The sequence below is a fragment of the Rouxiella aceris genome (genome assembly GCF_012933545.1).
GTDB classification, from domain to species: Bacteria; Pseudomonadota; Gammaproteobacteria; order Enterobacterales; family Enterobacteriaceae; genus Rouxiella; species Rouxiella aceris.
The window spans coordinates 21,174-46,337 of the sequence record NZ_JAADJU010000007.1 but is presented as its reverse complement, the minus strand read 5'-3'; the positions used below and the strand labels follow the sequence as shown (position 1 = coordinate 46,337).

Here is a 25,164-nt window from a genome sequence, read left to right as displayed (position 1 = left end):
GCGCTTCCGGGCCTGCAATAAAGCACAAAAAAACCGCACCTCGCCGCCAGATACGGCCGCAATAAGGCAAATAACGCAGAAAATAGGCACCGACTCCCGGCACAACCGGGCAAGCGGGTTTGACTTAAGTATAGGTCGCCAAACAGGGTGACAATGGAAAATGTCTCCTTTAAGAAATACATTTATTTTTTACAACGAATGCAGCATCCTGCTGCCGATACTGGTATGCTGTATGTAATTACAGTATAAGGAGTAGATCATGGCTGTTGAAACAAAATTTGTTGTTGTCAGAAAAGGTGAAGAAAAAATGACTTTTGCCAGCAAAAAAGAAGCAGATGCCTACGACAAAATGCTCGATATGGCGGAAGCCTTTACCGACTGGTTGTTGCAGAGCGAGCTTGCCCTTGATGAAGCACAGGCGGAAAACATTGCGCTTTTCCTCGCTGAGCAAAAAGATGGCCTCCAGCATATCCTGCGTACCAGCAAGTTGCCGGAAGCGCCGGGTACTGCGGCAACAGTTGCCGTCGAGACCGCAGAGCACGCCGAGGTTGACAACAGTGGTAATGAAGCGACCGGAGATAAAAAAATCCGCGCGGTAAAAGCGGCGTGATTTGACAAGCTATCAGGCGCGCAGCAGGTGACCCATTCATAGCGACGAGAAGGCCTAAAGGGTTTTTTATCGTCGCCATGCCGTGCGCCCTTGCAGATAATCCCCTGCCCTTGCATCTCCAGCGGCTGACGGGTATCAAAAGCTTATGCACCGCCAGGGCATAAGCTGCACAAGACAGTAGAACCTAACAGCCACAAGCCCAAGGGGCGGCGGCAGATTTACCTGACCAGATTGGACACGCTTTAGCGTGCGACGCGAAGCCCACCCGTTACTCCCCGGCTAAACAAAATTTGCCAGAGCTGGATATCTCTTGCGCGAAATGCCCCGGCGCAGGCGGTCAGGTAGTAGTTGAACATACGGTGAAACTCTTTGGTGTAATTGTCTGATAACTGCGGCCAGGCCTCATTAAAGCGGGCATGCCAGGCCATCAGAGTTTTATCGTAATCCGCGCCAAAGTTATGCCAGTCTTCCATAACAAAATCCGACTCACTGGCATTAGCGATATGTTTTATCGAAGGCAGGGAGCCGTTAGGAAAAATATATTTATTGATCCATGCATCAACGTTATGCCGCGTTTGATTTGATCCGATAGTGTGGAGCAGAAAAAGACCATCAGGCTGCAGACAGCGATTCACCGCCTCAAAATAGGTGGCATAATTTTTGGGGCCCACGTGCTCAAACATGCCAACGGAGACTATACGGTCATATTGCTTATGCAAATTGCGGTAATCCTCGAGCAGGATCTGAATATTCATCCCCGAGCAGCACGTTTCCGCATAGGCCTTTTGCTCAGCAGAAATGGTAATACCGTCGACTTTTACGCCATAATGTTTGGCGGCATACAGCGCTAATCCCCCCCAGCCACAGCCAATATCCAGCATTGTCATGCCCGGCTCAAGCTGGAGCTTTTCACAAATCAGCGCCAGCTTGTTTTGTTGTGCCTCGCACAGATCTTCTGCGTCTTTCCAGTAGCCACAGGAATATTGCATGTAGGGATCCAGCATATGGCTGAACAGGTCGTTGCCGAGATCATAATGCACTTCGCCGACCTGCCAGGCGCGGCGGCGCGACTGGGGATTGGTGATGCGTGCAAATGCGATACGGGCCAGGTCGGAAAGACGGGAAGGACACTGCTCATCCAGTCCGGCCCTCAGCAATTTCTCAAAAAAGATATCGAGCCGCTTGCAATCCCACCACCCCTCCATATAGCTTTCACCCAGGCCAAGGGAGCCCTGCTGTAACACGCGCTTAAAAAAGCGTTTATCATGCACCCGGATATCCCAGGGATTGAGCCCATTAATAACAATACCGGCCTGTGATAACTGCTCCTGCACGATCCGCAACCAGTGGCTTTGTTTACTTATAACATCGACGGTACATTCGTTAGCCATCATCTTTCCTTCGGTGGTAAATTATTCATAACTGGGTGAAACTTGCTTAATTCCAGCCCATTATTCAGTAAACCCACCATTGCTGCGCTGCTGTATCAAGACAAACTTCATCGAATAGAGGTCAGGTTTTAATGTATCCCAAGCTTCTGTCACCGCCATGCCAGCCCGTTTGCGGGCAACCTGCCCCCGTACTGATGTCTTTGCCGCGCCCGGTCTACTTTCGCAGCTATCCATTAATGAACGAGACGGGAGTGGATCAACACCAGCACCCTTTTGCTGAATTCCTCTATGCCCGGGAAGGAAATATGCGGGTGGAAATTGAAGGCAAGACCCTGGTTGTGCCGGTTCTTTACGGCGTATGGATCCCAGCCTTAGTGCCACATCGTGTTCTTGCCTGTGGCAATGTGCTACTTGAAAGCCTCTACGTGGAAGCGGACTTCGCCAGTATTGAACACAGTGGCAGTAAGGTGGTGATAGTCAGTGATTTCATTCGCGAGTTTATTCACTACGCAACAGCACATGTGCCGGAAATGTACGACTGCGAAGGGGAAGATGCTCAACTTGTGCATGTGCTGGTCACACTACTCAGGCATTTACCGGACGCCGGGTTATCGCTATCATGGCCCTGGTCACCTTTGCTGATGAAGGTGTGTCGTCAGATACAGAAATCCCCTGGCGAAGCGCATGCTATTGAACACTGGGCGTCTTGTAGCGGTATGTCGGTGCGCACGTTTTCCCGGCGTTTCAAAAAGGAGACCGGTGTGGCGTTCAGCGAGTGGAAAAAGCGCGTGCGGTTGCTTGAATCGATTGTGATGTTAAAAAACAATCGTAGCGTCACTCAGGTAGCGCTGGATATGGGTTACTCTAGCCCGGCTTCTTTTACTTTCGCCTTTCGCCAGATGTTCGGCATGCCGCCTACGCGATATTAATCCTTACCTGCTATACAGCGTCAGAGTTCTGCTTCTCATTTTCAGGCAGGTTATAGACATCGTCTTTAACACAGGCATACAGATTTCTGGTTGCTTTTTCAGTACACACATCTTGTGCCTCTGCGCAAGATCTGCGTTTCTGATCATAAAAACCTGGCGCGCAGGGCAAAGACATTTAGTCAACTTCACTCTTCGGGTATATTGAGGGTTAATTGACTTATTATTGCTTTCTTCTGTCTTCGCCGCTGGGTCCTGCTGTCGGTTAACCGCGACGAGCTGCCGTGAAGACAAAGATTGCCTGCAGCAGGAAGAGAACCCCAAACGCCATGATCGCCAATCATCCGGAACGCGAACAGATCCGCTTAGAACATGTGCTGACAGCTCTGGGCAATCCCCTGCGTCTGGCAGTGGTACAAAAACTGGCCAGCGGCGGTGAACATCCCTGTGGCACGCTTTTACAGGGTTTGTCCAAGTCGACGCTCACCCATCACTGGCGAGTGTTGCGAGATAGCGGTGTTATCTGGCAGCGCCCCGATGGCCGCGCCAATTTATTGTCGCTGCGCCGTGAAGATCTGGACGCACGTTTTCCGGGGCTGTTGGATTCGCTGTTACATGCTGCGGAAAATGATCACATCACCCGGCAAGCCACAGCGCAGCATCTGCGCACTGACGCGGAGGAAGATTAACTTGCCGCCGAAGCGTCCTGCAGCTGATTTTTTACCAGTTCACAAAAGGTCGCAATCATCGCCGTAGCCTGACTCTCTTTGCGCTGGGCCAGATACAGCGGTGCATGCAGTTCCGCCTGCAGCGATAACGGTAGATAGGCAATACCATCACCACCGAGCCTGACCATACTGGCCGGTACGATAGAAACTCCCAGCCCTGCCCCGACCAGGCTCAGACAGGAGGTCAGGCGCGGTGCTTCCTGCACTATGCGCGGGCTAAACCCAGCCCGATAGCAGGCAGCCAATATGGCATCATATAATCCCTGCCCCGCCGGACGGCGATACAAAATAAACCCCTCGTTCAGCAAGGCTTGCAGCGCCAGCGGCTGTTGACTGTCCGACACCAGCGGGTGCCCCTCCGGCAAGGCCACCATCATCGGCTCTTGCAATATACGTTCAATTTTCAGCTCAGGCATGCCCAGCACCGGGGTACGCACAAAGGCCACATCCAGTCGGCCGTTGCGTAACGCCTGCAACAATTCGCTGCTGCCTGACTCTTCAAGCTGAGCGGTGACCTGCGGGTAGACCTCACGATAGCGGCGCAGCACATTGGGCACAAAGGCGTGCAGCGCAGCAGAGCTGGTAAAGCCAATGCGGATATTACCCTGCCGGCCTTCGGTCGCTCGTTGCATGGCGGCACTCAGACCATCGGCGCGCGCCAACAAAGCTTTCGCTTCCTGAAACAATACGCGACCCACCTCGGTGGGCCCCACACCGCGTGGATAGCGTTGCAACAGCTTTACGCCAAACTCCTCTTCCAACCCCTGTAACAGACGGGTCAGCGGCGGTTGTTGCATAAACAGTCGCTGGGCGGCGCGGGTAATATTGCCCTCTTCCACCACGGTAACAAAGGCACGTAAACGCCGCAGTTCGATAGTTGCCATACCTTTCAGGTATCCTTTATCATCGTTAAATGCATTAGACATCATGGCATATCAGCGTGCATCATGACAAAAAACCATACCTCAATTCACTTTTCATACCGAGTCCAGCTATGTCGGCACAGTTAAACAGCAATCTCAGCAGCGATCAGCACAGCGAAACCCCGCCTGCACCGGGATGCCGTACGCTTTTTATGGGCTTTTTTATACTTGGGCTGACCGGTTTTGGCGGTGTTTTGCCCATGGCGCGACGCATGATCGTCGAGAAGAAAAAGTGGCTTAACGGCGAGCAGTTCACCGAATTACTCGGACTGTGCCAGTTTTTACCTGGCGGCAATATTATTAATTTATCGGTGGCCCTCGGCATGGAATTTCGCGGCCTTCGCGGGGCGCTGGCGGCCATTCTCGGCTTGATATGCGCGCCGACGGCGATTGTTGTCGCCCTGGGGATGGTGTATGCCCGCTATCAAAACGATGCGCTGGTTGAACATCTGTTTGCCGGGCTGGCCGCAGGTGCGGCAGGTCTGCTGTTATCCACCGGTTTCAAGATGCTGCTGCCGCTAAAAGGCAAATGGCTGCAACTGGCCATTGTCGCCGTCGGCATTATCGCCATCGCCGGGCTGCGGCTGCCCATGTTGGCGGTAATGCTGGTACTGGCACCGGTGAGCATTTTTCTGCTGTGGAGAAGCCAGAAATGAGCGGCGTATTAATTGCTCTGGCGTTGCTGTTTACTCAGCTGTCGGTTATGGCCTTTGGTGGCGGTAATACCATTTTGCCGGAAATGCAGCGTCAGGTGGTGCAGAACCATCACTGGATGAGTGCCCAGGAGTTCAGCGCCCTGTTTGCTCTGGCACAGGCGGCACCTGGACCGAACATGATGATCGTCCCGCTGATTGGCTGGCAGGTAGCCGGCTGGGCCGGGCTGCTGGTCTCTTCGCTGGCCAAGTTTGGTCCTTCCTCGCTGATCACGCTGATCGTGATGGGCGGCTGGAAACGCTACAAAGACAAGCCCTGGCGTCGCCTGGTGCAAGGGGGTCTGGTACCGGTGACCGTCGGTCTGGTGCTTTCCAGCGGCCTGCTGATCGCCAAGGCTTCGGCCACCAGCCTCGCCCTTGGCGGCGTTATCGCCCTGTGTACGCTGCTGGCCATGAATAAAAAAATCCATCCGCTGTGGGTGCTGGCCGTCGGTGCCGTGCTCGGGCTGGCGTTGGCGTAGCTGACCAGCCATCACCCGCGGAGGATTAACCGCGTTGCGACAACTGACAAGCTGCTTCAGGGAGGAAGCGCTTGTCGGTTGACCCTTTTGGCAAATGCCAGTCTGGACAAAAATAAACGTTATTTATCTCCGGTTGAATTTTTTATCTCGGGTATTGGCAGAATATTGCGATCCAGCCGCTGTTGATATTGTTGATCATACGCCGTATTACTGATATTGCCGTCAATCACCGTATAGGTGATATATCCACGATCCAACCAGCCGGTATCGCTATTGTCTGTGGTCGGTTGCAGAACCTCTTTGGCGATAAATTGCTGCGCCTTACCATCGGGCAAAATTTTATATTCCAGCTGTGGCTGCAACTGCTGTGGACTATGGATATATTTAATACCTTTAATTTGCGACGCGGGTAATGGTGGATAATTAATGCTTAACCCGGTTCCTGCCGGCAACAGACTTTGTTGCCCATGCCATTGTTTCGCCAACTCCACCACGCGATTAACCGTATAGTCCACGGCATCAGGCCAATGCTTTTTAGTAGCAGGCCAGCCCGCCGCCATCTCTTGCGGATCGGGGATCATCCCGATGCTGACCGCTAGCGCCGGGTAACCGTAGCGCACGGCCCGCGCGGCAGCAGAGACGGTGCCGGAATTGATCTGTGCCATGCCGGTATTGGGTCCGTCATTGACTCCGGAGATCACCAAATCTGGCGGTGTCCCCCGTAATAGCCCCAGCAAGGCAAAGTCCAGCGCATCTGCCGGGGTGCCCGGGAAGCAGTAGCGTTTATTGCCCACCTTTTTAACATCAAAAATCGCCCCTGGCTTGAAGGTAATGGCCGATCCGATGCCGCTTTGATTACTGGCTGGTGCCGACAGCCACACTTCAAAACCTTTCGCCGTCAGTTTATCTTGCAACGAGGTGCTACCCATTGACTGACAGCCGTCATCGTTAACAATCAAAATACGCATTGGCCGTTCCGCCCCCTGCGCCGCAAATGTTAATACGCTGAATATGACGCCAGCTGCAATGTTTAATTTCATATAATATCCTTATTGATAATGCTATTTCCTGACGGAATTTTCACCGCGATAATAATGGCTGTTAGCGAGGAACAGAAGGGGGTGTTATAAATAAGCCGCGATATTGTGATAAATTTCGGATTATTAGCTACGACTTTTTAAATAACTCACGATTTATTAAAAAAAACATAATAAGCCGGTGAGCAGTTCAGGTTATTTAAAACTCTTTTAGTCGCTTAACTTGACAATAAATGTCTGCTGGATCAGGGCGTCAATAACGGCTATGTTAATTTCTATGCAATTTCCACTTACCTGAGGGTGACCCGCCTTGGATATTCAACCTTTTCATATCGCCATTAGCGATAGCGAGCTTGATGATTTACGTCAACGCCTGGCTCGCACCCGCCTGCCAGCCGGTATCGATAATCTTGGCTGGCGCGAAGGGACAGATAGCGACTTTCTTAAAAAGCTGCTCAGCTACTGGCAGCATCAATTTGACTGGCGCAAGCAGGAAGCCAGGCTGAACCAGTTACCGCAATTTATGGCACAGATAGGCGAACAGCAGATCCACTTTATCCACCAGCCGGGTCAGGGGCCGAACCCGATGCCACTGGTGCTTACTCACGGCTGGCCGGGCTCTTTTATCGAGATGGCCGAGATTATTCCCATGCTGGCCGATCCGGCAAGCTACGGCGGCGATGCGCAGGATGCCTTCCACGTCGTCGTTCCCTCTTTGCCGGGCTATGGTTTCTCCTCGGCGCCGCGCACCACCGGAATTGGCACTCAGCAGACCGCGGCTCTCTGGGCCGAGTTAATGCGCGCTCTGGGCTATGAGCAGTTTGCCGCACAAGGCGGTGATATCGGTGCCGGGGTAGCAAGCTGGCTGGCGCGCAATTATCCGCAAAGCCTGGTGGGCTTACATCTAAACTTTATTCCCGGCTCCTATCGGCCCTACCTCGCCAGCGATCAGCCAGCGGTAACTGAGCAGGAGCAGTCTTTTCTCGACCAGGTTGCCGCCTGGGCAGCCAGCGAAGGCGCTTACGGCCATATTCAGGGCACCCGACCACAAAGCCTGGCGGTGGGCTTAAATGATTCTCCGGCGGGGCTGGCGGCCTGGATCAGCGAAAAATTCCAGGCCTGGAGCGACTGTCATGGCAATATCGAAAGTGGTATCGGCCTCGATGCCCTGCTAACAGATATTTCCCTCTACTGGTTTACGCAAAGCATTGGTTCCTCATTTCGTATGTACGTAGAAGGACGCGCCGCGCCATTTAGTTTTGCCCGGGGAGAGCGTATTCTACCGCCGCTGGGCGTTGCTCTCTTTCCCGCCGAGTTGCCGATGCCACCACGCTCGTGGGTGGAGCGCAGTTATTCGGTGCAGCGCTGGACGACCATGCCACGCGGCGGTCATTTTGCCGCACTGGAATATCCCGCCGATCTGGCAGCCGACATCCGCGCCTTTTTCCGTCCACTACGGGCAACGTCCTGAGTCGTTAGGCTTTTCAGGTCTGAAGATTATTTTTAAATCCCGAGGCAAGAATAAAGTTCACGTGGATATGTTTCAGATTATGAGCAACGCTGAGCGCAATTTTTGCTTAAACAGGAAAAAACCGGACGTTATAACCGGCTATTTTCAGCCGATTACATTGCGTAGGTCTTCTGCGCGGGACGTGGCAAGCCCCGTCGTATGGCATAAACAGCGATCTTCATCAGATTATTGAGAAAGTTTTGGCCTGTTTGAAATAATTCTTTATAATTAGCGGCCCTGAAAAGTGATTGGTTACACATCTTGATTCTGTCTCAAGCGGCTGTGTACATACAATATAACGGCAATTCCGGACGATGTTCCCCGGGGAAATCCCATAAACTACTGCCTGTGTGGCAAGAATAACCTTAGAAAATATGAAAATGAGCATTCGCGCGATCTTTACTTTGGTTTTAGCTGTTGCTGCGTATAGTCAGGCTGCTTTTGCAGTTGTCTATCCTCTGCCAACCAACAATAGTCGGCTGGTAGGCGAAAACCTGACCGTTGTCGTTCCGCAAAATAATAAACTGCCGTTGGAGCACTTTGCTGCACAGTATCAAATGGGTCTGTCAAATATGCTGGAAGCAAACCCAGGCGTAGATACCTATTTGCCAACCTCAGGTACCGTACTGACCATCCCTCATCAATTGATCCTGCCAGATACCCCACATGAAGGTCTGGTGATCAACAGTGCCGAGATGCGTGTTTACTACTATCCAAAAGGCACCCATACCGTGGTTGTGCTGCCAATTGGTATTGGTGAGCTGGGTAAAGATACCCCGCTGAACTGGGTGACCACGATACAACATAAAAAAGCCGGTCCAACCTGGACACCTACGGCAAAAATGCATGAAGAATATGCCGCAGAAGGCAAATATCTGCCAACCGTATTCCCGGCCGGTCCTGATAACCCAATGGGCCTGTATGCCATGTACGTGGGTCGTCTGTTTGCCGTGCACGGTACCAATGCCAACTTCGGTATTGGTCTGCGCGTCAGCCATGGCTGTGTCCGTTTGCGTGATGCCGATATCAAATGGCTGTACGAAAATGTTCCGGTTGGCACCCGCGTTCAGTTTATCAATGAACCGGTGAAATCCACCGTTGAGCCTGACGGCTCTCGTTATGTAGAAGTGCATAACCCGCTGTCTGCCAACCAGCAAGAGTTTGACTCTCAGCAACCACTGCCGATTACGCTGACTGGCAGCAATGCCAAACTGCTGATGGATCCTATTGTTAACCAGCAAGTGCTGGATAAAGCAATGCAACTGCGTTCCGGTATGCCGACTCAGGTTAACTAAGTCCGCTTTATTGGTTCACCAGGCCTCCGTATGCGCTGCTACGGGGGCTTTTTTTTTGCCCTCGTTTTGATAACCCGAGAAGGGAAGGCTCGCCTCGTGATCTAACTCACAGATTTTGTAGCATAAATTTCATCGCCCACCGTTTAACCCGCGTAATAACCGCTTATCTTTCCCTGTGACCGCTAATCAGGTTTCCCCCCTGCGTCCCGCTGAATTTGGCACCCTATATGGGCAATAAAAATGTGCAATAAAACAAGTCCCCGCCTCTGGACCAGCGATGCTCAATAAAGAAAACAGAGAAGGGTGTTTCGTCAGTTTTTTAAAATAACCGGGTTATTTATGAATAAAAAAGCATTATTCAAGCACATTCCGTGGATAATCATTGCCCTCCTCGGTGCCTGCTGTCTGGGCGTCGTTGCCTTGCGGCGGGGTGAACATATCAGCGCCTTATGGATAGTCGTGGCCTCGGTCTCGGTCTATCTGGTGGCCTATCGCTATTACAGCCTGTATATCGCGCAGAAGGTGATGGAACTTGACCCTTCACGCTCAACGCCCGCTGTACTGAACAATGATGGTCTGAATTATGTGCCTACCAACCGCAATGTGCTGTTCGGTCACCATTTTGCGGCTATCGCCGGTGCCGGTCCGTTAGTCGGCCCGGTGCTTGCAGCACAGATGGGCTATCTGCCCGGCGTCTTGTGGCTGCTGGCCGGGGTGGTACTGGCCGGTGCCGTGCAGGACTTTATGGTGCTGTTCATCTCTTCCCGCCGCAACGGCGCGTCTCTGGGTGAGATGATCAAAGAAGAGATGGGGCCGGTTCCGGGCACCATTGCCCTGTTCGGCTGCTTCCTGATCATGATTATTATTCTGGCGGTGCTGGCATTAATCGTCGTGAAAGCGCTGGCAGAAAGTCCTTGGGGGGTGTTTACCGTCTGTTCCACCGTGCCGATCGCCCTGTTTATGGGGATCTACATGCGCTTTATCCGTCCGGGGTGCGTGGGCGAAGTCTCGGTAATTGGCGTGATCTTGCTGGTCGCGGCGATCTGGTTCGGTGGCGTAATCGCACGCGATCCGTACTGGGGTCCGGCACTGACCTTTAAAGACACCACCATCACCTTTACCCTGATTGGCTATGCCTTTGTTTCCGCCCTGCTGCCGGTCTGGCTGATCCTGGCTCCGCGCGACTATCTGGCGACGTTCCTGAAAATCGGCGTTATCGTCGGGTTGGCGATCGGTATTGTTATCCTCAATCCAGAACTGAAAATGCCGGCCCTGACCCAGTATATCGATGGTACCGGCCCGTTATGGAAAGGGGCGTTGTTCCCGTTCTTGTTTATCACTATTGCCTGTGGTGCGGTCTCCGGTTTTCACGCCCTGATTGCCTCCGGCACCACGCCTAAACTGCTGGCCTGCGAAACCGATGCACGGTTTATCGGTTACGGCGCCATGTTGATGGAATCCTTTGTGGCGGTGATGGCGCTGGTGGCGGCCTCGATCATTGAGCCGGGTCTGTACTTCGCCATGAATACCCCGCCTGCCGGTCTGGGCATTACCATGCCAAACCTGCACGAACTGGGTGGCGGTAATGCGCCGATGATCCTGGCGCAGTTGAAGGACGTGACGACGCATGCCGCCGCCGCCGTCAGTTCATGGGGATTTGTCATTTCTCCTGAGCAGATTATGCAAACGGCGAAAGACATCGGTGAACCCTCAGTGCTCAACCGTGCGGGTGGCGCGCCAACGTTGGCCGTCGGGATTGCACATGTATTCCACCAAATTATGCCGCTGGCCGATATGGGTTTCTGGTATCACTTCGGCATTCTGTTTGAAGCGTTATTCATTCTCACCGCGCTGGATGCCGGCACCCGTTCCGGGCGCTTTATGTTGCAGGATTTGCTGGGTAACTTTGTCCCGTTCCTGAAAAAAACCGATTCGCTGGTCGCCGGTGTGGTCGGTACCGCAGGCTGTGTCGGGCTGTGGGGTTATCTGCTGTATCAAGGCGTGGTTGATCCGTTGGGCGGCGTGAAAAGCTTGTGGCCGCTGTTTGGGATCTCAAACCAGATGCTGGCTGCCGTTGCGTTAATCCTCGCCACCGTGGTGCTGGTTAAAATGAAGCGCACCAAGTACATCTGGGTCACTATGTTGCCTGCTATCTGGTTACTGATTTGCACCACCTGGGCGCTGGGTATGAAATTATTCAGCACCAATCCACAGATGGAAGGCTTCTTCTACATGGCCGGTCAGTATAAAGAACGCATCAACGCGGGCGGCGCAAACCTGACCGCCACTCAGATCAGCAATATGCAGCATATTGTGACCAACAATTACACCAATGCCGGACTGAGTATTCTGTTCCTGATTGTGGTGTACAGTATTATTTTCTACGGTATCCGCGCCTGTCTGCAGGCACGCAACACAGAAAAGCGTACCGATAAAGAAACCCCGTATGTTCCGGTTCCGGCAGAAGGCATCAAAACCTCCTCCGGGCACTGATCATCGGCCAGCAAAACCCCGCACTGCGGGGTTTTTCTACTGTCGATCAGGCGTTTACAGAAGACATTGCAAGGAGTACGTATGTTTGACAACTTAGGTGCGGCGAAGAAATACCTTGGTCAGGCCGCACGTATGCTGGTAGGCATACCGGATTACGAGACCTACGTTCTGCATATGCAAACCAACCACCCTGACACGCCGGCGATGACCTACGAAGAATTTTTCCGCGAACGCCAGCAAGCGCGTTATGGCGGAGACGGTAAAGGCGGAATGCGCTGTTGCTAAGAGGAAAAAAATCATGACTCCGATTGCAGTCACAGTATTAACAGGATTCCTGGGTGCCGGGAAAACCACGCTTTTACGCCAGATTTTACACACCCAGCAGACGATGAAAATTGCGGTGATCGAGAATGAATTTGGTGAAATGCCCATCGATAACCAGCTAATAGGTGACCGCGCTACCCGTATCACCACCCTTGCCAATGGCTGTATCTGCTGCACCCGTTCAGGTGAACTGGAGTCAGCGCTGCTGGACTTGCTCGACAGTGTCGACAAAGGCGAGGTGCAGTTTGAACGGCTGATCATTGAATGCACCGGCATGGCCGATCCCGGCCCGATCCTGCAGGCGTTTTTCGCCCATGAGATTATCTGCGAGCGTTATCTATTAGATGGTGTTATCACGCTGGTGGATGCTGTTCATGCCATGTCACAGCTCGATCAGTTCCCGCTTGCCCAGTCGCAGATTGGTTATGCTGACCGCATTCTGCTAACCAAAACCGACGTCGCCGGTGATTGCGCTGAACTGACTGAGCGGCTGCAACGGATTAACGCGCGCGCACCGGTTTATACGATGGTTCAGGGCGATATCGATCCGGCACTGCTGTTTAATACCCGCGGATTTATGCTGGAAGAAGAGGTGGTCGCGGTAAAACCGCTGTTCCATCGCATTGCACCGCAGCAAAATACCGTCACGTCCATTGTAGTGGAATTGGATTATCCGGTCGCGCTGGCTGCGATTTCAGTGGCGATGGAAGAACTGCTCGCCAGTTTTGCCAACAATCTGATGCGCTATAAAGGCATGTTGTGGATAGAAGACCAGCCGTGTCGCCTGCTGTTTCAGGGGGTGCAGCGGCTGTACAGCGCTGACTGGGATCGCCCGTGGCAGCCGGATGAAACGCCGCGCAGTGCGTTGGTGTTCATTGGCATGCAGCTTCCTGAAACAGAAATCCGCGAGGCTTTTGCCCGACTGTGACCGCTCTGAATCATCGGCGGGGTTTACAGCCCCACCGTCTCCTTCAGCGATTTCAGATAGCGACGGCTGACCGGCACAACCTGACCATTGCGTAATAGCAGTTCCGCCTGATTCTTGTCCTCCAGGCGGATCTCCTGCAGATAATCCATATTCACCAGATACTGCCGGTGACAGCGTAATAATGGCGTGCGGACTTCCAGCGTACGCAAGGTCAGTTCCGTAAACATCTCTTTGCCATCCTGCCCCGTGACATAGACCCCGCCAACCCGGCTGCTGACAAAAGCCACATCTTCCATTTGCAACAGCCAGATACGGTTGTTGCTGATGCAGGGAATAAACTTCAACGGTTGCTGGTATTGCGGTAACTGGGTGACGTCTTGCGCCTGATATCCCTGACGCAAGCGGGCCAATGTTTTCTGTAGCCGCAGCGTCTGAATCGGCTTTAGCAGGTAGTCAAAGGCACACTGTTCAAAGGCCTGCACCGCATATTCCTCAAACGCAGTGAGGAAAACGATGTGCGGGCGATGTTGCTCATCGAGCATGCCGACCATTTCCAGCCCGCTGATACGCGGCATCTGAATATCAAGAAACACAACGTCGGGGCGGATTTTATGGATCATGCCGATCGCTTCAATGGCGTTGGTACATTCACCAACGATATCAATATCGCTTTCATCCTCTAGCTGTAAACGCAAGTTCTCCAGCGCCAGCGGCTCGTCATCGACAATCAGAACTCTTAACATATTGCTCTCTCAACCGGCAGACGTAAGGTGATGCGGGTAAAATCATCGGGTTTACAGCTGACTGTAATGCCGTAATCATCGCCAAAGCGCGCCCGCAGGCGCTTATCGACCAGGCTCATGCCTAAGCCATCACCGCTTTCTCCCGGCTGATACAACCCGGCATTATCTTCCACTTCAACGATCACCATTTCTCCCTCACTGTAAGCACGAATAACAATATTACCATTGCTCAGCAACTGAGATGTTCCGTGCTTGATGGCATTTTCCACTAAGGGTTGCAGAGTAAACGCTGGCAGACTCTGCTCGGACAAGCCTTCCGGCACCTGTAAATCCACCTTCAGCCGGGTCGGGAATCTTGCCAGCTCAATTTGCAGGTAGGCATTCACATGCTCAAGCTCGTCGGCCAGGGTGACTATCTCGGAGGAGCGTTTCAGGTTCTTGCGAAAGAACGTCGACAGGTACTGAACCAATTGCCCGGCCTTATCGCTGTCGTGGCGGATCACCGCCATCAGGGTATTGAGGGCATTGAATAAGAAATGCGGATTTACCTGCGCATGCAGCAACTTGATTTCAGACTGAGCCAGCAGCGCCTTCTGTTGTTCATATTTACCGGCGAGGATCTGCGCCGACAGGAGCTGGGCTATCCCCTCTCCCAGGGTCCGGTTAATGGAACTGAACAGCCGATTGCGCACTTCGTACAGCTTGATGGTACCAATCACCCGCTGATTTTCGCCGCGCAGCGGGATAACCAGCGTTGAACCCAGCTTGCAATGAGGATGCAGTGAACAACGGTACGGCACCTCGTTGCCGTCTGCATACACCACTTCATCGTTGTCGATAGCCCGCCAGGTATATTCGGAAGCGATGGGCTGCCCCACCAGATGGTGATCGCGGCCAATCCCGGTGAAGGCCAGCAACTTCTCGCGATCGGTGATCGCCACGGCACCGATATCCAGCTCTTTAAGCAGCACCAGCGCCACTTTCATGCTGTTCTCTTCGTTAAAACCCTGCCGCAAAATACCTTCGGTGGAGGCCGCCACTTTCAGTGCCGTCGCCGAAAACGCCGAGGTATATTTTTCGAACATCGCCCGCTTATCCAGCAGAATGCGCATAAACATCGCGGCACCGAGCGTATTGGTGACCATCATCGGCGCGGCGATACTGCTGACAAGATTAAGCGCATCGTGAAACGGTCGGGCAATCAGCAGGATGATCAGCATTTGCAGTATTTCTGCGACAAAGGTGACACCGCCGGCCACCAGCGGATTAAACAACTTATCGATGCGTCCGCGTTTGATCAAAATGCTGTGTACCAGACCGCCCATTAAACCTTCTGCGATGGTGGATATCATGCAACTCAGTGCCGTCATGCCGCCCATTGAATAGCGGTGGATCCCGCCGGTAAGCCCCACCAATCCCCCGACCAGCGGGCCGCCGAGTAACCCGCCCATCACCGCACCGATGGCGCGGGTGTTGGCAATAGAATCCTCAATATGCAGGCCGAAGTAGGTTCCCATAATGCAAAAAATGGAAAAGGTGATATAGCACAGCAGTTTATGCGGCAGCCGCACGGTGACCTGAACCAGCGGAATAAACAACCGCGTTTTACTCATCAGCCAGGCAATTACCAAAAACACGCACATTTGCTGTAAAAGCAGCAACACCAAATTAAATTCGTACATTCCCGGAGTGTCCCAAATCCAACAAGCCAGCAATATATCTTGCCCGGATAAAATTTACCTTGAACCCGCCCGAAGATTACGCCACGGCGCCAAAAGATTACGCTGCCGTTATCTCTCTTCACCCCCGGTCGCTTTTGCGGGCAGCCCCCAACGGGGCGCTCTCCCGAATAACCGGCGTTGTCAGCAGTTTGATCGCTTTACTTATTTTTTAATCTTCAGTAAATAATAGTACTGCTGTAGCCGGATGACTGCCCATCCGGGTTGTATGGCATGCGGTTTATCTGGAGTTCCTATGCCCAAAATTTCTGCCAATGCCCTGGCCATTCCCGCTTCCGGTATTCGTCGTATCTATGAATTAGCCGGCGAACTTGCTGATGTGATCCAACTGAGCATTGGCGAGCCCGAGAGACCCGTGGCGCAGCATATCCTCACAGCGGGTGCCAGCGCCTGGCAGGCCGACATCACCCACTACACGCCAAACAGCGGTATGACCCTGCTGCGCACCGCCATTGCCAGCAAGCTGGCGCGCGATAATCATTATTCCGTCGATGACGATCAGATCCACGTTACGACAGGCGGTTCGCAGGCGCTGCATATGGCCATGTCGCTGACGCTGACCGCTGGTGATGAAATTTTGATCCCCGATCCGGGTTACGCCACCTTCTCGATGATCCCCCGACTGCTGGGCGTTACGCCGGTACCCTATCGCCTGACGGCCGCCGAGGGCTTTGCCCCTTCACTGAGCGAACTTGAACAATGCGTCACATCCCGTACCCGCGTACTGCTGATTAACAGCCCATCCAACCCTCTTGGCGTCGTCTATAGTGCGCAGCAGCTGGCCCAATTATTGGCCTTTGCCGCCCGCCACGACCTCTGGGTGATCAGTGACGAAGTTTACGAATATTTTAGCTTTGGCGTGCCTTTTACCAGCATCGCCTCGCTTGATACTGATAACCGGGTGTTCAGCGTCTATTCGGTGTCGAAAACCTATGGGCTTACCGGTGCCCGCGTTGGTTATCTGGTCACGCCGCCGGGTATCGCCGCCACCTTTCGCGCGGCGCAGGAGGCGACGGTCAGTTGCGTTAATGCCCCGGCCCAATTGGCGGTGCTGGCGGCGCTTGAGGGTCCCCAGGATTATGTTATCCAGGCGCGTGAGCATTACGGCAGCAATATTGAAGTTGCCTGCGCCCAGCTCGACCAGTCAGGGATCCGCTATCAACGACCGCAGGGGGCTTTCTATTTATGGATTGACGTCTCCCATGTCAGCGATGGCAACGTTGCCGCCTGGGCCGAACATTTTTTGCTGACTCAGCATGTGGCGGTTGCGCCGGGAGTGGCTTTTGGCCAGATGGGAGAAGGCTGGATACGTATCTGTCTGGCCGGTAAAACCGAGCCATTGCTTACCGCGCTAAAGCGTTTACCTGCACCAGGCAATAATCGGCCCATAGGCAGACCCACCATCACGGATGATCCACGCGTATTGTAGAATATATGGAACATCTTTTCGGCGTAGGCAGGTATTTCAATCGCAGAGTCTCCCTTCCATTATTGATGCGACTTTTTTAAGGCGCTTCAAATGGAAAAATTATTTACTGCCTACCCATTAGGTGACGTTGAGTTATCAAACCCTGTGATAATGGCACCCATGACACGCTCGCGAGCCACTAAAGGGTATTCGGTCTATTATTCAGGATTATGTTCTCGCAGCAAAAAATGCTATGCATGCCTTTGAAGGCGAGGAAGCGGCCTGGCTGAGGGAGATGCCGATTTGATTGGGTTCGGGCGTCCATATATTTCCAACCCCGACCTTGTTGAACGAATGAAGAACACTAACACAGTCGTTAATCCAGTAAGCCGTCTTCTGCCGCCTTGATCAACGCATCGACAATATGGCGGATCTTTGGCAGTAACTGACGGCTTTTCGGCCAGAGCACACTAATGGGCATCTCCCCCCCAGAGTGGCCAGTCAGCACCTCTTTCAGTTCTCCGCTGGCAAGATAGCGACCAACCAGCCACAGCGGCAATTGTGATAATCCGCATCCGGCCAATACCGCCGCGAGCATCGCGTCACCATCGGCAAATTCATAAGTCGCCGGTGGAACATAGCGGTTTACCTCGCCACGACAGTCCTTGAGTAACCATGATATTGGCTGATCTCGGCGAAAGCCGACGACACACTTATGCTGAGACAGTTCCTCAGGGATAATGGGTTCCCCTTGTTGTAACAAATATTCCGGGGAAGCACAGATTACCAGCTTCTGTGTCGTCAAACGACGCGCAACCAAACCACTGCTATCGGCCAATTCACCAATGCGAATAACCAAGTCAATTCCCTCTTCAATCAGATCGACAAAACGTTCGCTAAAGGTAACAGTGAGTGCCAGTTGCGGATAGCCGCGAGCAATATTTAGCAGCAAAGGCAAAATACGTTGCCGGCCAAAAGCGGCGGGTAAATCTACCCTTAGTCTTCCGGAAATATGCGCAATATGGGATGTCAGTTCTGCTTCAGCCTGTTGCAGAATATCCATGGCATGCTGGCAACTTTGCAGGAATCGCTCTCCGTCGGGTGTCAGACTGAGGCGGCGTGTCGAACGCTGAAACAACTTCAGCCCCAGGCGGTCTTCAAGGCGGCCAACACTTTTGCCAACCGCTGACTTTGTCAGTCCAAGGCGCTCTGCCGCCGCAGTAAAACTCCCATGCCGGGCTGTAGTGACAAATGCATTTATACCGCCAAGATGGTCTGTATTTCGCATGTTTTTATAGCCGTCAGGTTTAAGCAGGATCGAGATAGGCTTTGCTGCGCCCATCAAATTGTAGAATTTATGTCTACATAGAATGGAGTCTAAGCCAATTTATCATTTATAAAAAATCAATCATAGTACCGTTCCGGATGGCTGTTTTGTCTTATAAGGCAAACGGTGACATCGGCAAGCCGCCCCCGCGATTAGAAACCAGTTCCTGGGGTGGCAACAGATATCTTCTTAAGCTTGCATATTAATTATTTTTACCAAAAACCAGAGAAATTAGAGGCTGTTATGTCAGAAAAAAAAGGGTTTAAACACGTCGGTTTGCTCACCAAAAAAATAGGTCAGAGCTTTGACGATTTTGTTAAGCATTGGAATGAGGTGCATACCGAGATCGCCTTAAAACTCCCAGGCTTACGCGGTTACGTTCTAAATCCTATAGACCGACGTCAATATCCAGACTCGCCGATTGATGGTTTTTCGGAGCTATGGTTTGACTCAATTGACGATGCAATAGCAGCATTCAACTCTCCTGTTGGCTTACTGGCCTTTAAGGATGTGCCCAACTTTACCGATCATGTTGCCGTGACTTATATTTCAGAAATCAAAAAATTCTAGAGCTTCACCCGCAGCAGATCGCTAAAGCGGGTGGTATAGGCAGGTGATAGCATCTGCCGTTTCATTTCCCAGCTTTTTTGTGTCCCCTGCCCGGCAAACCAAACCTGCCCTTTGCCGCTGTGATTAATGGTATCCAGCACGGCCATTAATCGTTCACTGCCAGGACGAGGCGGATAGTCGTCAAATAACCCCAGTTGCGCCACCCCCTGACTGTAGAAATCACCAAGCATAACGCCACATTTTTGAAAACGGTGGCCGTCTTGCCAGATAGCATCCAGACAGGTTGTTGCGGCGGCCACAATATCGCGGCTGTCCTGCGTGGGGATCTGGATTTTGGTGCCTGCGGTATTGCCGTAATAGCTTTCATTTTCGGCAAAGGGACTGGTTTTAACAAATGCAGAGACATAGCGGCAGTACTGATGCTCTGCCCGTAGCTTCTCCGCCGCGCGTACCGCATGGCTGCAAATGGCTTCGCGCATCAGTTCATATTGACTCACCCGATCACCAAATGAGCGCGAGCAGATAATTTGCTGCTTGGTGGGCGCAAATTCCTCCATCTCCAGGCAGGGTTCACCACGCAGCTCGCGAGCCGTGCGTTCCAGCACCACGCTGAAATGCTTTCTAATCAGTGCGGTAGGCGCATCGGCCAGCTGTAGCGCCTTGTTAATGCCCAGATTATTAAGCTTTTTCGCGATTCGACGCCCCACCCCCCATACTTCAGCCACGTCGACCAGCGTCATCAATTTACGCTGCCGCGCCATCAGCGACAGATCGACCACCCCGCCGGTTTGTGACCATTTTTTAGCGGCGTAATTGGCCAACTTGGCCAGCGTTTTGGTCGGCCCGATACCGACGCCCACTGTCAGGCCGGTCCACTGGCGCACCTTTGCTCGCACTTCATGGCCAAAGGCCTCGAGATCCTGACAGTTACTGACGCCCTGAAGATTGAGGAAGGCTTCATCGATGGAGTAGATTTCCACCGCGGGAGCCATGGCTTCGAGAATGGTCATCACGCGGGTAGACATATCGGCATAGAGTGCGTAATTGCTGCTGAAAACCGCTACCTTATCGCGCTCAAACTGGGCACGTATTTTAAAATAGGGAGCGCCCATCGGGATGTTCAATAACTTGGCCTCGGCATTGCGGGCAATGACACAGCCATCGTTATTACTGAGCACAACAACTGGCCGCCCCTGCAAATCCGGGCGAAATACGCTTTCGCAACTGGCGTAGAACGAATTGACATCAGCCAGGGCAAACATTATTGCAATCCGTTAATACTAAAGGTTACAACACCAAAAACCTCAAGATCGCCGCCACCGTCATGCAGCACAATGGGAGGGAAATCGGGATTCATCGGCATCAACTGCACCACCGGATGGGTACAAAGCCGCTTCACGGTATACTCGCCAGCCAACGCGGCAATAATAATATCGCCATGTTTGGCTTGCAGGCTGCGGTCAACGACCAGCAACGATCCCTCATAAATACCGGCATCAACCATCGACATGCCGGTGGCCATCACAAAATAGGTGGCCGCCGGATGCCGGATACAGAGCTCATTAAGATCGAGGCCTTTTTCGATATAGTCCTGCGCCGGTGACGGAAAGCCTGCCGGGACCTTATCCTGAAAAAGCGGGATCAGCAGTTTGGCAGGTTCCGCATTGGCGCTATACGTTTTCATTTGTAGTACCTATGAATACTGTTTATATATACAGTATACGCATAACTACCGCGAACGTAAAAGCAAGAAATCCGCTTTGCCTGCCACGCTGATCATATTTTATGGTTTATGCCGATACCTGTTTTACGGCTTGCTGATGATTGCCTGAGCGTATTTTGAACCAGATGGCATACATCGCCGGCAAAAATACCAATGTCATCAGGGTTCCGCCAAAGGTTCCACCAATCAATGTGTAAGCCAGCGTGCCCCAGAACACCGAATGAGTCAGCGGGATAAACGCCAGAATGGCGGCCATCGCGGTAAGCAACACGGGTCTGGCGCGCTGAACTGTCGCCTCCACCACGGCATGAAACGGATCTAGCCCTTGCTGTTGATTATGATGGATCTGCCCTATCAGAATTAAAGTGTTACGCATCAATATGCCAGACAGTGCGATCAACCCGACAAGGGCATTGATGCCAAATGGCTGGTGGAAGAGTAACAGCGTTGGCACCACGCCAATAAGTCCCAGAGGGGCGGTGAGAAATACCATCACCATCGCGGACATGGAACGCACCTGCAGGATGATGATCAGTAGCGTCATGGCAATCATAATAGGAAACAGCGGTGCCATCGCCGCGGTGGCTTTTGCCGACTCCTCAATGGAGCCGGCCTGCTCAATGCGATAACCGCCAGGAAGGGTGTCGATGATCGGCTGTAGCGCTTTTATCATCGCCGTGGACACATCAGGTGGTTGCAGATTTTCGGCAATGTCTCCCCGAACGGTAATAGTCGGGGTTCGGTCACGCCGCCGCAAAACCGGGTCTTCCATGCGCACCTCGACATCGCCAATCTGCGACAGCGGAATACGCTGACCGGCAGCACCCACCAAGGTAAAACCGGCTATTTTTGCAGGATCGAGCCGAATATCCCCGGCCGCGCGTCCCATCACCTGCACCGAACGAATGTCTTCACGCACCGAGGTGATCGGCACGCCGGAAAGCAGGAACTGAAGTTGCTGAGCGACCGCATTCGATGTCAATCCCACCGCCAGCAAACGGTCCTGATCGAGCGTGAAATGTAGCGTCGGCACTCGCGGTCCCCAATCGGTGTTGACGGTCCTCATCATTGGACTGGCCTGCATCACCCCGGCCACCTTGTCGGCAATCTCGCGCAGTTTGACCGCATCCGGCCCCATCACCCGGTAGGCCACCGGATAGGGTGAATAAGGGCCAAAGACCAGTTGCGTGACACGGACACGCGCTTCAGGTGCCAGCCCGTCGGCCGCCGCCTGGCGAAGACGGAACTTGAGTGCCTCACGCGCTTGCTGGCTGTCGGTCAGCACGACAATCTTGGCAAACGACGGATCGGGCAGCTCTGGCGCCATTGCCAGATAAAAACGTGGTGAGCCCTGGCCGATATAAGAGGTGACGATCTTTGCTTCACTCTGGGTTTTTAGCCAGGCTTCAATCTTCGCCGTGGCAGCACTGGTTTGCTCAATCGACGTGCCATAAGGCATCTGCACTTCAACCAGGACTTCCGGGCGGTCAGAGGTCGGGAAAAACTGTTTTTTGACCAACCCCATGCCGACAATTGCCACCACAAACATCGCAATCACCGTGCCTGCTACCCCCCATTTGCGGGCGATAACGAAGGTAAGGACTCGGCGAAAACGGTTGTAATGGCGGGTGTTATAGATAGCCGCGTGTCCTCCGGCAACCACTTTGATGTTGGGCAGCATCTTGACACCCAGATAAGGCGTAAACACCACGGCAACCACCCAGGAGGCAATCAGGGCAATACCCACGATCCAAAACATGTTGCTGGTGTATTCTCCCGCGGTAGACTGCGCGAAACCGTTGGGCATAAAACCGACGGCCGTCACCAGCGTACCGGCGAGCATAGGGGCAGCGGTGTGGCTCCAGGCATAGGCCGAGGCTTTGATTCGGTCGTACCCTTCTTCCATTTTCACTACCATCATTTCGATGGCAATAATGGCATCGTCGACCAGTAGCCCCAGCGCCAAAATCAGTGAACCCAGGGTTATACGGTCAAAATTCTTGCCTGATGACTCCATCACCACAAAGACAATAGCCAATGTCAGCGGAACCGCAGCCGCCACGACAACGCCTACCCGCCAGCCCATACTGACGAAACACACCACCATCACCACCAGCAGCGCGACAAAAAACTTGATCATAAACTCGTCAACCGCCGAACTGATATTCACCGACTGATCGGTGACTTTTAAAAAGCTCATACCCAGCGGCATGCCTTCGTTGATTTTAACCGTCTCGGCATCCAGTGCCTTACCCAACGACAGGCCGTTCCAGCCATCGCGCATCACAATGCCCAGCAGTAGCGCTGGCTCACCCTGATTGCGGATCATAAAGGTTGCCGGATCTTCGTAGCCACGTGCAACGGTTGCCACGTCGGAAAGTTTCAGCGTTCGTCCCTGAACGACAATCGGCGTATCACGGATCTTTTCAAGCTTGTCGAAGGCACCATCCAGACGAAGAAATACCTGCGATCCTTGCGTTTCAATTGAACCGGCGGGGGTCAGTACGTTTTGGCTGTTCAGCGCCGAGAAAATATCTTGTGGAGAGACGCCCAATGTCGCCAGCCGATCGTGAGAGAAGGAAACAAAGATACGCTCTGCCTGCTCTCCGATAATATTCACCTTCTTGACGCCCGGCACATGCAACAGACGCTGACGCAGGGATTCGGCATCACGCACCAACAAGCGCTGTGGCTCGCCTTTGGCTTTCAACGCAAAGAGCGCAAAGGTGACATCCGAGAACTCATCGTTAACCATCGGTCCAATAACACCGGCAGGAAGATTTTTTGCCTCATCGCCGATTTTCTTTCGTGCCTGATAGAACTCTTCTTGTACCTGTGAAGGCGGGGTGCTGTCTTGCAATGACAACATGGTAAAGGCAAGACCCGGACGTGTGTAAGTCTCACTGCGGTCGTACCATTTAAGCTCCTGCAGGCGTTTCTCCAGTGGCTCAGCCACCTGATCCTGCATTTCCTGGGCGGTGGCTCCCGGCCATGCCGAGATAATGGTCATCTGCTTGACCGTGAACGGTGGATCTTCGGCGCGCCCCAATGCGAAGAACGAGAAAATACCGGCCACGGTGATCAGGATAATCAGAAATAAGGTGATCGCGCGCTCACGAACGGCGATGGCTGAAAGATTGAACCGTCCTTCACTCATGGTTGGCTCCCCGCAGCACCGTTATCGCGCGGATCAAGCAGGCGAACAGCCTCTCCGTCGTGCAGCAAATGTGCCCCCAGGGCGACAATCTGTTCACCGGGCTTGATGTTACCGGTTACCCGCGCAGCATCGTCCCCCAGCCCAAGCACCTGAACCGGCTGCCATGAGACTTTTGCCGGCTTGCCTGCAATGCGCCAGACCCCTGCCCCTTTGCCTGCATCGTAGAGGGCGGCTATCGGCACCTGCACCACCTGGACGGGTAATTTTCCTTCAGCAATCTGCAGCGTCACGGTAGAGCCGAGTGGTGCATTTGCCAACGCCCCCTCAAGGACATATCTGGCCTCAAAGGTGCGGGTCAGCGGATCGGCTGCATCGGAAAGTTGCCGCAGTTTGGCGGACGTTGACGCTTTACTGGTGCCATATAACGTCGCCAGTGCCTCGCTGCCGATATTTGGGCGCAGCGTCTCGGGTAAGTGCACGATGGCCTCACGTTGCCCGGCCCTGGCAAGTCTGACCACCGCCTGCCCTGCGCTGACCACCTGACCGGGTTCGGCGAGTGTATCCATGACCACGCCGTCAGCGTCGGCCAGCAGGACGGCATAGCCGGTGGCGTTACGCGCAACATCAGCCTGGGCTTGAGCAGCACTGAGATCCGCTTTGGCGGTATCTGCCGCGACCTTTATCTGATCATAGGCCGAAGCTGAAACTGCCCCTGCGGTGACCAGACTGCGATAACGAGCCTCGTCCGCAGCTGTCTGTTTGGCGCGCGCCCGAGCGGCAGAAACCGTCTGCTGCTGAGCTTGCGCCTGCAGGTTAAGGTCGACGGGGTCCAAACGCATTAATATCTGGCCGCGTTTAACGTTCTGGCCGGTATCCACCAGACGTTCAAGTATTTTGCCTTGCACCCGAAAACCAAGATCACTCTGAATACGCGCGACAATAACACCGGTAAATGCGCGAGATGTATCGACAGCGCTGGCCACACTCGCCACCCTGACCAAAGGTGGTTGATTGCGCGGGTCGTCGATACCGGAAGCGTCGCCGCACGCTGCCAGAACAAAAGGCAGCAGACAAACGGCAAATGTAACAGGTTTAAGCCTGAGCATGGGTTACCTTATTTATTTAGCAAGACAGTAACCGCATTCTCAGACTAGTGAC

At 53.2% G+C, this 25,164-nt stretch carries 22 protein-coding genes; 12 read left to right on the top strand and 10 right to left on the bottom strand.

Going from position 1 to position 25,164, the window contains the following annotated elements:
* The first annotated feature begins 259 nt into the window (after positions 1–259).
* The gene (locus GW590_RS13895) at positions 260–610 is read left to right on the top strand and encodes a YebG family protein (RefSeq protein WP_169403650.1); all 351 of its coding nucleotides are present in this window, start codon (positions 260–262) and stop codon (positions 608–610) included.
* 242 nt (positions 611–852) lie between these two features.
* Here GW590_RS13895 and cfa read toward each other — a convergent pair whose 3' ends face one another.
* Entirely contained in the window at positions 853–2,001 is a 1,149-nt protein-coding gene (gene cfa / locus GW590_RS13890) for a cyclopropane fatty acyl phospholipid synthase (RefSeq protein ID WP_169403890.1), read from the bottom strand.
* Positions 2,002–2,132: 131 nt separating this feature from the next.
* On the opposite strand from cfa, the gene GW590_RS13885 reads away from it, so the two are divergent.
* On the top strand, positions 2,133–2,930 hold the full coding sequence (locus GW590_RS13885) for a helix-turn-helix domain-containing protein (protein WP_169403649.1): 798 nt from the start codon (positions 2,133–2,135) through the stop codon (positions 2,928–2,930).
* A gap of 326 nt (positions 2,931–3,256) precedes the next feature.
* Entirely contained in the window at positions 3,257–3,616 is a 360-nt protein-coding gene (locus tag GW590_RS13880; protein WP_169403648.1) for an ArsR/SmtB family transcription factor, read from the top strand.
* Here GW590_RS13880 and GW590_RS13875 read toward each other — a convergent pair.
* Positions 3,613–4,539 carry a LysR family transcriptional regulator gene (locus GW590_RS13875; protein ID WP_169403647.1) on the bottom strand — a complete coding sequence of 309 codons (927 nt, stop codon included), beginning with the start codon at positions 4,537–4,539 and terminating at the stop codon, positions 3,613–3,615. The two genes, GW590_RS13880 and GW590_RS13875, sit on opposite strands and share 4 nt — an antisense overlap.
* 110 nt (positions 4,540–4,649) lie before the next feature.
* Between GW590_RS13875 and GW590_RS13870 the strand changes: the two genes are divergently transcribed.
* Together GW590_RS13870 and GW590_RS13865 are read left to right on the top strand one after the other, a co-directional pair.
* The gene (locus GW590_RS13870; RefSeq protein WP_169403646.1) at positions 4,650–5,234 is read left to right on the top strand and encodes a chromate transporter; all 585 of its coding nucleotides are present in this window, start codon (positions 4,650–4,652) and stop codon (positions 5,232–5,234) included.
* Positions 5,231–5,752: a chromate transporter gene (locus tag GW590_RS13865; protein WP_169403645.1), complete on the top strand. Its 522-nt coding sequence runs from the start codon at positions 5,231–5,233 to the stop codon at positions 5,750–5,752. Before GW590_RS13870 ends, GW590_RS13865 begins: the two co-directional genes overlap by 4 nt.
* Positions 5,753–5,871: 119 nt before the next feature.
* Here GW590_RS13865 and surE read toward each other — a convergent pair whose 3' ends face one another.
* The gene (gene surE, locus GW590_RS13860) at positions 5,872–6,792 is read right to left on the bottom strand and encodes a 5'/3'-nucleotidase SurE (RefSeq protein ID WP_169403644.1); all 921 of its coding nucleotides are present in this window, start codon (positions 6,790–6,792) and stop codon (positions 5,872–5,874) included.
* Positions 6,793–7,099: 307 nt separating this feature from the next.
* Here surE and GW590_RS13855 point away from each other — a divergent pair, with 307 nt between their 5' ends.
* The 5 genes from GW590_RS13855 (at position 7,100) to yjiA (ending at position 13,339) form a co-directional block, all read left to right on the top strand.
* Entirely contained in the window at positions 7,100–8,260 is a 1,161-nt protein-coding gene (locus GW590_RS13855; RefSeq protein ID WP_169403643.1) for an epoxide hydrolase family protein, read from the top strand.
* A gap of 413 nt (positions 8,261–8,673) precedes the next feature.
* The gene (locus tag GW590_RS13850) at positions 8,674–9,594 is read left to right on the top strand and encodes a L,D-transpeptidase family protein (protein ID WP_169403642.1); all 921 of its coding nucleotides are present in this window, start codon (positions 8,674–8,676) and stop codon (positions 9,592–9,594) included.
* Positions 9,595–9,933: 339 nt separating this feature from the next.
* Positions 9,934–12,087, top strand: a complete 2,154-nt coding sequence (locus tag GW590_RS13845) for a carbon starvation CstA family protein (RefSeq protein ID WP_169403641.1) — start codon at positions 9,934–9,936, stop codon at positions 12,085–12,087.
* An 81-nt stretch (positions 12,088–12,168) separates the two neighbouring features.
* On the top strand, positions 12,169–12,372 hold the full coding sequence (locus GW590_RS13840; RefSeq protein ID WP_169403640.1) for a YbdD/YjiX family protein: 204 nt from the start codon (positions 12,169–12,171) through the stop codon (positions 12,370–12,372).
* 13 nt (positions 12,373–12,385) lie between these two features.
* Positions 12,386–13,339: a GTPase gene (yjiA, locus tag GW590_RS13835; RefSeq protein WP_169403639.1), complete on the top strand. Its 954-nt coding sequence runs from the start codon at positions 12,386–12,388 to the stop codon at positions 13,337–13,339.
* A 23-nt stretch (positions 13,340–13,362) separates the two neighbouring features.
* On the opposite strand, the gene btsR is transcribed toward yjiA, so the two are convergent.
* Together btsR and GW590_RS13825 are read right to left on the bottom strand one after the other, a co-directional pair.
* The gene (gene btsR, locus GW590_RS13830) at positions 13,363–14,082 is read right to left on the bottom strand and encodes a two-component system response regulator BtsR (protein ID WP_169403638.1); all 720 of its coding nucleotides are present in this window, start codon (positions 14,080–14,082) and stop codon (positions 13,363–13,365) included.
* Positions 14,076–15,764, bottom strand: coding sequence for a sensor histidine kinase (locus GW590_RS13825; RefSeq protein ID WP_169403637.1), 1,689 nt, complete (start codon positions 15,762–15,764; stop codon positions 14,076–14,078). The genes btsR and GW590_RS13825 overlap by 7 nt, the downstream gene beginning before the upstream one ends.
* Before the next feature lie 292 nt (positions 15,765–16,056).
* On the opposite strand from GW590_RS13825, the gene GW590_RS13820 reads away from it, so the two are divergent.
* Positions 16,057–17,250, top strand: a complete 1,194-nt coding sequence (locus GW590_RS13820; RefSeq protein WP_169403636.1) for a pyridoxal phosphate-dependent aminotransferase — start codon at positions 16,057–16,059, stop codon at positions 17,248–17,250.
* A gap of 355 nt (positions 17,251–17,605) precedes the next feature.
* Here GW590_RS13820 and GW590_RS13810 read toward each other — a convergent pair whose 3' ends face one another.
* Positions 17,606–18,517 carry a LysR family transcriptional regulator gene (locus tag GW590_RS13810; protein ID WP_169403635.1) on the bottom strand — a complete coding sequence of 304 codons (912 nt, stop codon included), beginning with the start codon at positions 18,515–18,517 and terminating at the stop codon, positions 17,606–17,608.
* A 282-nt stretch (positions 18,518–18,799) separates the two neighbouring features.
* Here GW590_RS13810 and GW590_RS13805 point away from each other — a divergent pair, with 282 nt between their 5' ends.
* Entirely contained in the window at positions 18,800–19,126 is a 327-nt protein-coding gene (locus GW590_RS13805) for an EthD family reductase (RefSeq protein ID WP_169403888.1), read from the top strand.
* On the opposite strand, the gene umuC is transcribed toward GW590_RS13805, so the two are convergent.
* The 4 genes from umuC to GW590_RS13785 form a co-directional block, all read right to left on the bottom strand.
* A complete protein-coding gene (gene umuC / locus GW590_RS13800) occupies positions 19,123–20,388 on the bottom strand; it encodes a translesion error-prone DNA polymerase V subunit UmuC (protein ID WP_169403634.1) in 1,266 nt (421 codons plus the stop codon). The genes GW590_RS13805 and umuC overlap by 4 nt on opposite strands.
* On the bottom strand, positions 20,388–20,810 hold the full coding sequence (gene umuD, locus GW590_RS13795) for a translesion error-prone DNA polymerase V autoproteolytic subunit (protein ID WP_169403633.1): 423 nt from the start codon (positions 20,808–20,810) through the stop codon (positions 20,388–20,390). The genes umuC and umuD overlap by 1 nt, the downstream gene beginning before the upstream one ends.
* Before the next feature lie 106 nt (positions 20,811–20,916).
* Positions 20,917–24,006 (bottom strand): efflux RND transporter permease subunit, encoded by a 3,090-nt coding sequence (locus GW590_RS13790; protein ID WP_169403632.1) that lies wholly within the window; start codon positions 24,004–24,006, stop codon positions 20,917–20,919.
* Complete coding sequence (locus tag GW590_RS13785) at positions 24,003–25,112, bottom strand: efflux RND transporter periplasmic adaptor subunit (protein ID WP_169403631.1); 1,110 nt, start codon at positions 25,110–25,112, stop codon at positions 24,003–24,005. Before GW590_RS13785 ends, GW590_RS13790 begins: the two co-directional genes overlap by 4 nt.
* Positions 25,113–25,164: the final 52 nt, after the last annotated feature.

Coding starts and splice junctions, on each gene's coding strand:
- GW590_RS13895 (WP_169403650.1), top strand. CDS start 260: ATGGCTGTTGAAACAAAATTTGTTGTTGTCAGAAAAGGTGAAGAAAAA.
- cfa (WP_169403890.1), bottom strand. CDS start 2,001: ATGGCTAACGAATGTACCGTCGATGTTATAAGTAAACAAAGCCACTGG.
- GW590_RS13885 (WP_169403649.1), top strand. CDS start 2,133: ATGTATCCCAAGCTTCTGTCACCGCCATGCCAGCCCGTTTGCGGGCAA.
- GW590_RS13880 (WP_169403648.1), top strand. CDS start 3,257: ATGATCGCCAATCATCCGGAACGCGAACAGATCCGCTTAGAACATGTG.
- GW590_RS13875 (WP_169403647.1), bottom strand. CDS start 4,539: ATGGCAACTATCGAACTGCGGCGTTTACGTGCCTTTGTTACCGTGGTG.
- GW590_RS13870 (WP_169403646.1), top strand. CDS start 4,650: ATGTCGGCACAGTTAAACAGCAATCTCAGCAGCGATCAGCACAGCGAA.
- GW590_RS13865 (WP_169403645.1), top strand. CDS start 5,231: ATGAGCGGCGTATTAATTGCTCTGGCGTTGCTGTTTACTCAGCTGTCG.
- surE (WP_169403644.1), bottom strand. CDS start 6,792: ATGAAATTAAACATTGCAGCTGGCGTCATATTCAGCGTATTAACATTT.
- GW590_RS13850 (WP_169403642.1), top strand. CDS start 8,674: ATGAAAATGAGCATTCGCGCGATCTTTACTTTGGTTTTAGCTGTTGCT.
- GW590_RS13845 (WP_169403641.1), top strand. CDS start 9,934: ATGAATAAAAAAGCATTATTCAAGCACATTCCGTGGATAATCATTGCC.
- GW590_RS13840 (WP_169403640.1), top strand. CDS start 12,169: ATGTTTGACAACTTAGGTGCGGCGAAGAAATACCTTGGTCAGGCCGCA.
- yjiA (WP_169403639.1), top strand. CDS start 12,386: ATGACTCCGATTGCAGTCACAGTATTAACAGGATTCCTGGGTGCCGGG.
- btsR (WP_169403638.1), bottom strand. CDS start 14,082: ATGTTAAGAGTTCTGATTGTCGATGACGAGCCGCTGGCGCTGGAGAAC.
- GW590_RS13825 (WP_169403637.1), bottom strand. CDS start 15,764: ATGTACGAATTTAATTTGGTGTTGCTGCTTTTACAGCAAATGTGCGTG.
- GW590_RS13820 (WP_169403636.1), top strand. CDS start 16,057: ATGCCCAAAATTTCTGCCAATGCCCTGGCCATTCCCGCTTCCGGTATT.
- GW590_RS13810 (WP_169403635.1), bottom strand. CDS start 18,517: ATGCGAAATACAGACCATCTTGGCGGTATAAATGCATTTGTCACTACA.
- GW590_RS13805 (WP_169403888.1), top strand. CDS start 18,800: ATGTCAGAAAAAAAAGGGTTTAAACACGTCGGTTTGCTCACCAAAAAA.
- umuC (WP_169403634.1), bottom strand. CDS start 20,388: ATGTTTGCCCTGGCTGATGTCAATTCGTTCTACGCCAGTTGCGAAAGC.
- umuD (WP_169403633.1), bottom strand. CDS start 20,810: ATGAAAACGTATAGCGCCAATGCGGAACCTGCCAAACTGCTGATCCCG.
- GW590_RS13790 (WP_169403632.1), bottom strand. CDS start 24,006: ATGAGTGAAGGACGGTTCAATCTTTCAGCCATCGCCGTTCGTGAGCGC.
- GW590_RS13785 (WP_169403631.1), bottom strand. CDS start 25,112: ATGCTCAGGCTTAAACCTGTTACATTTGCCGTTTGTCTGCTGCCTTTT.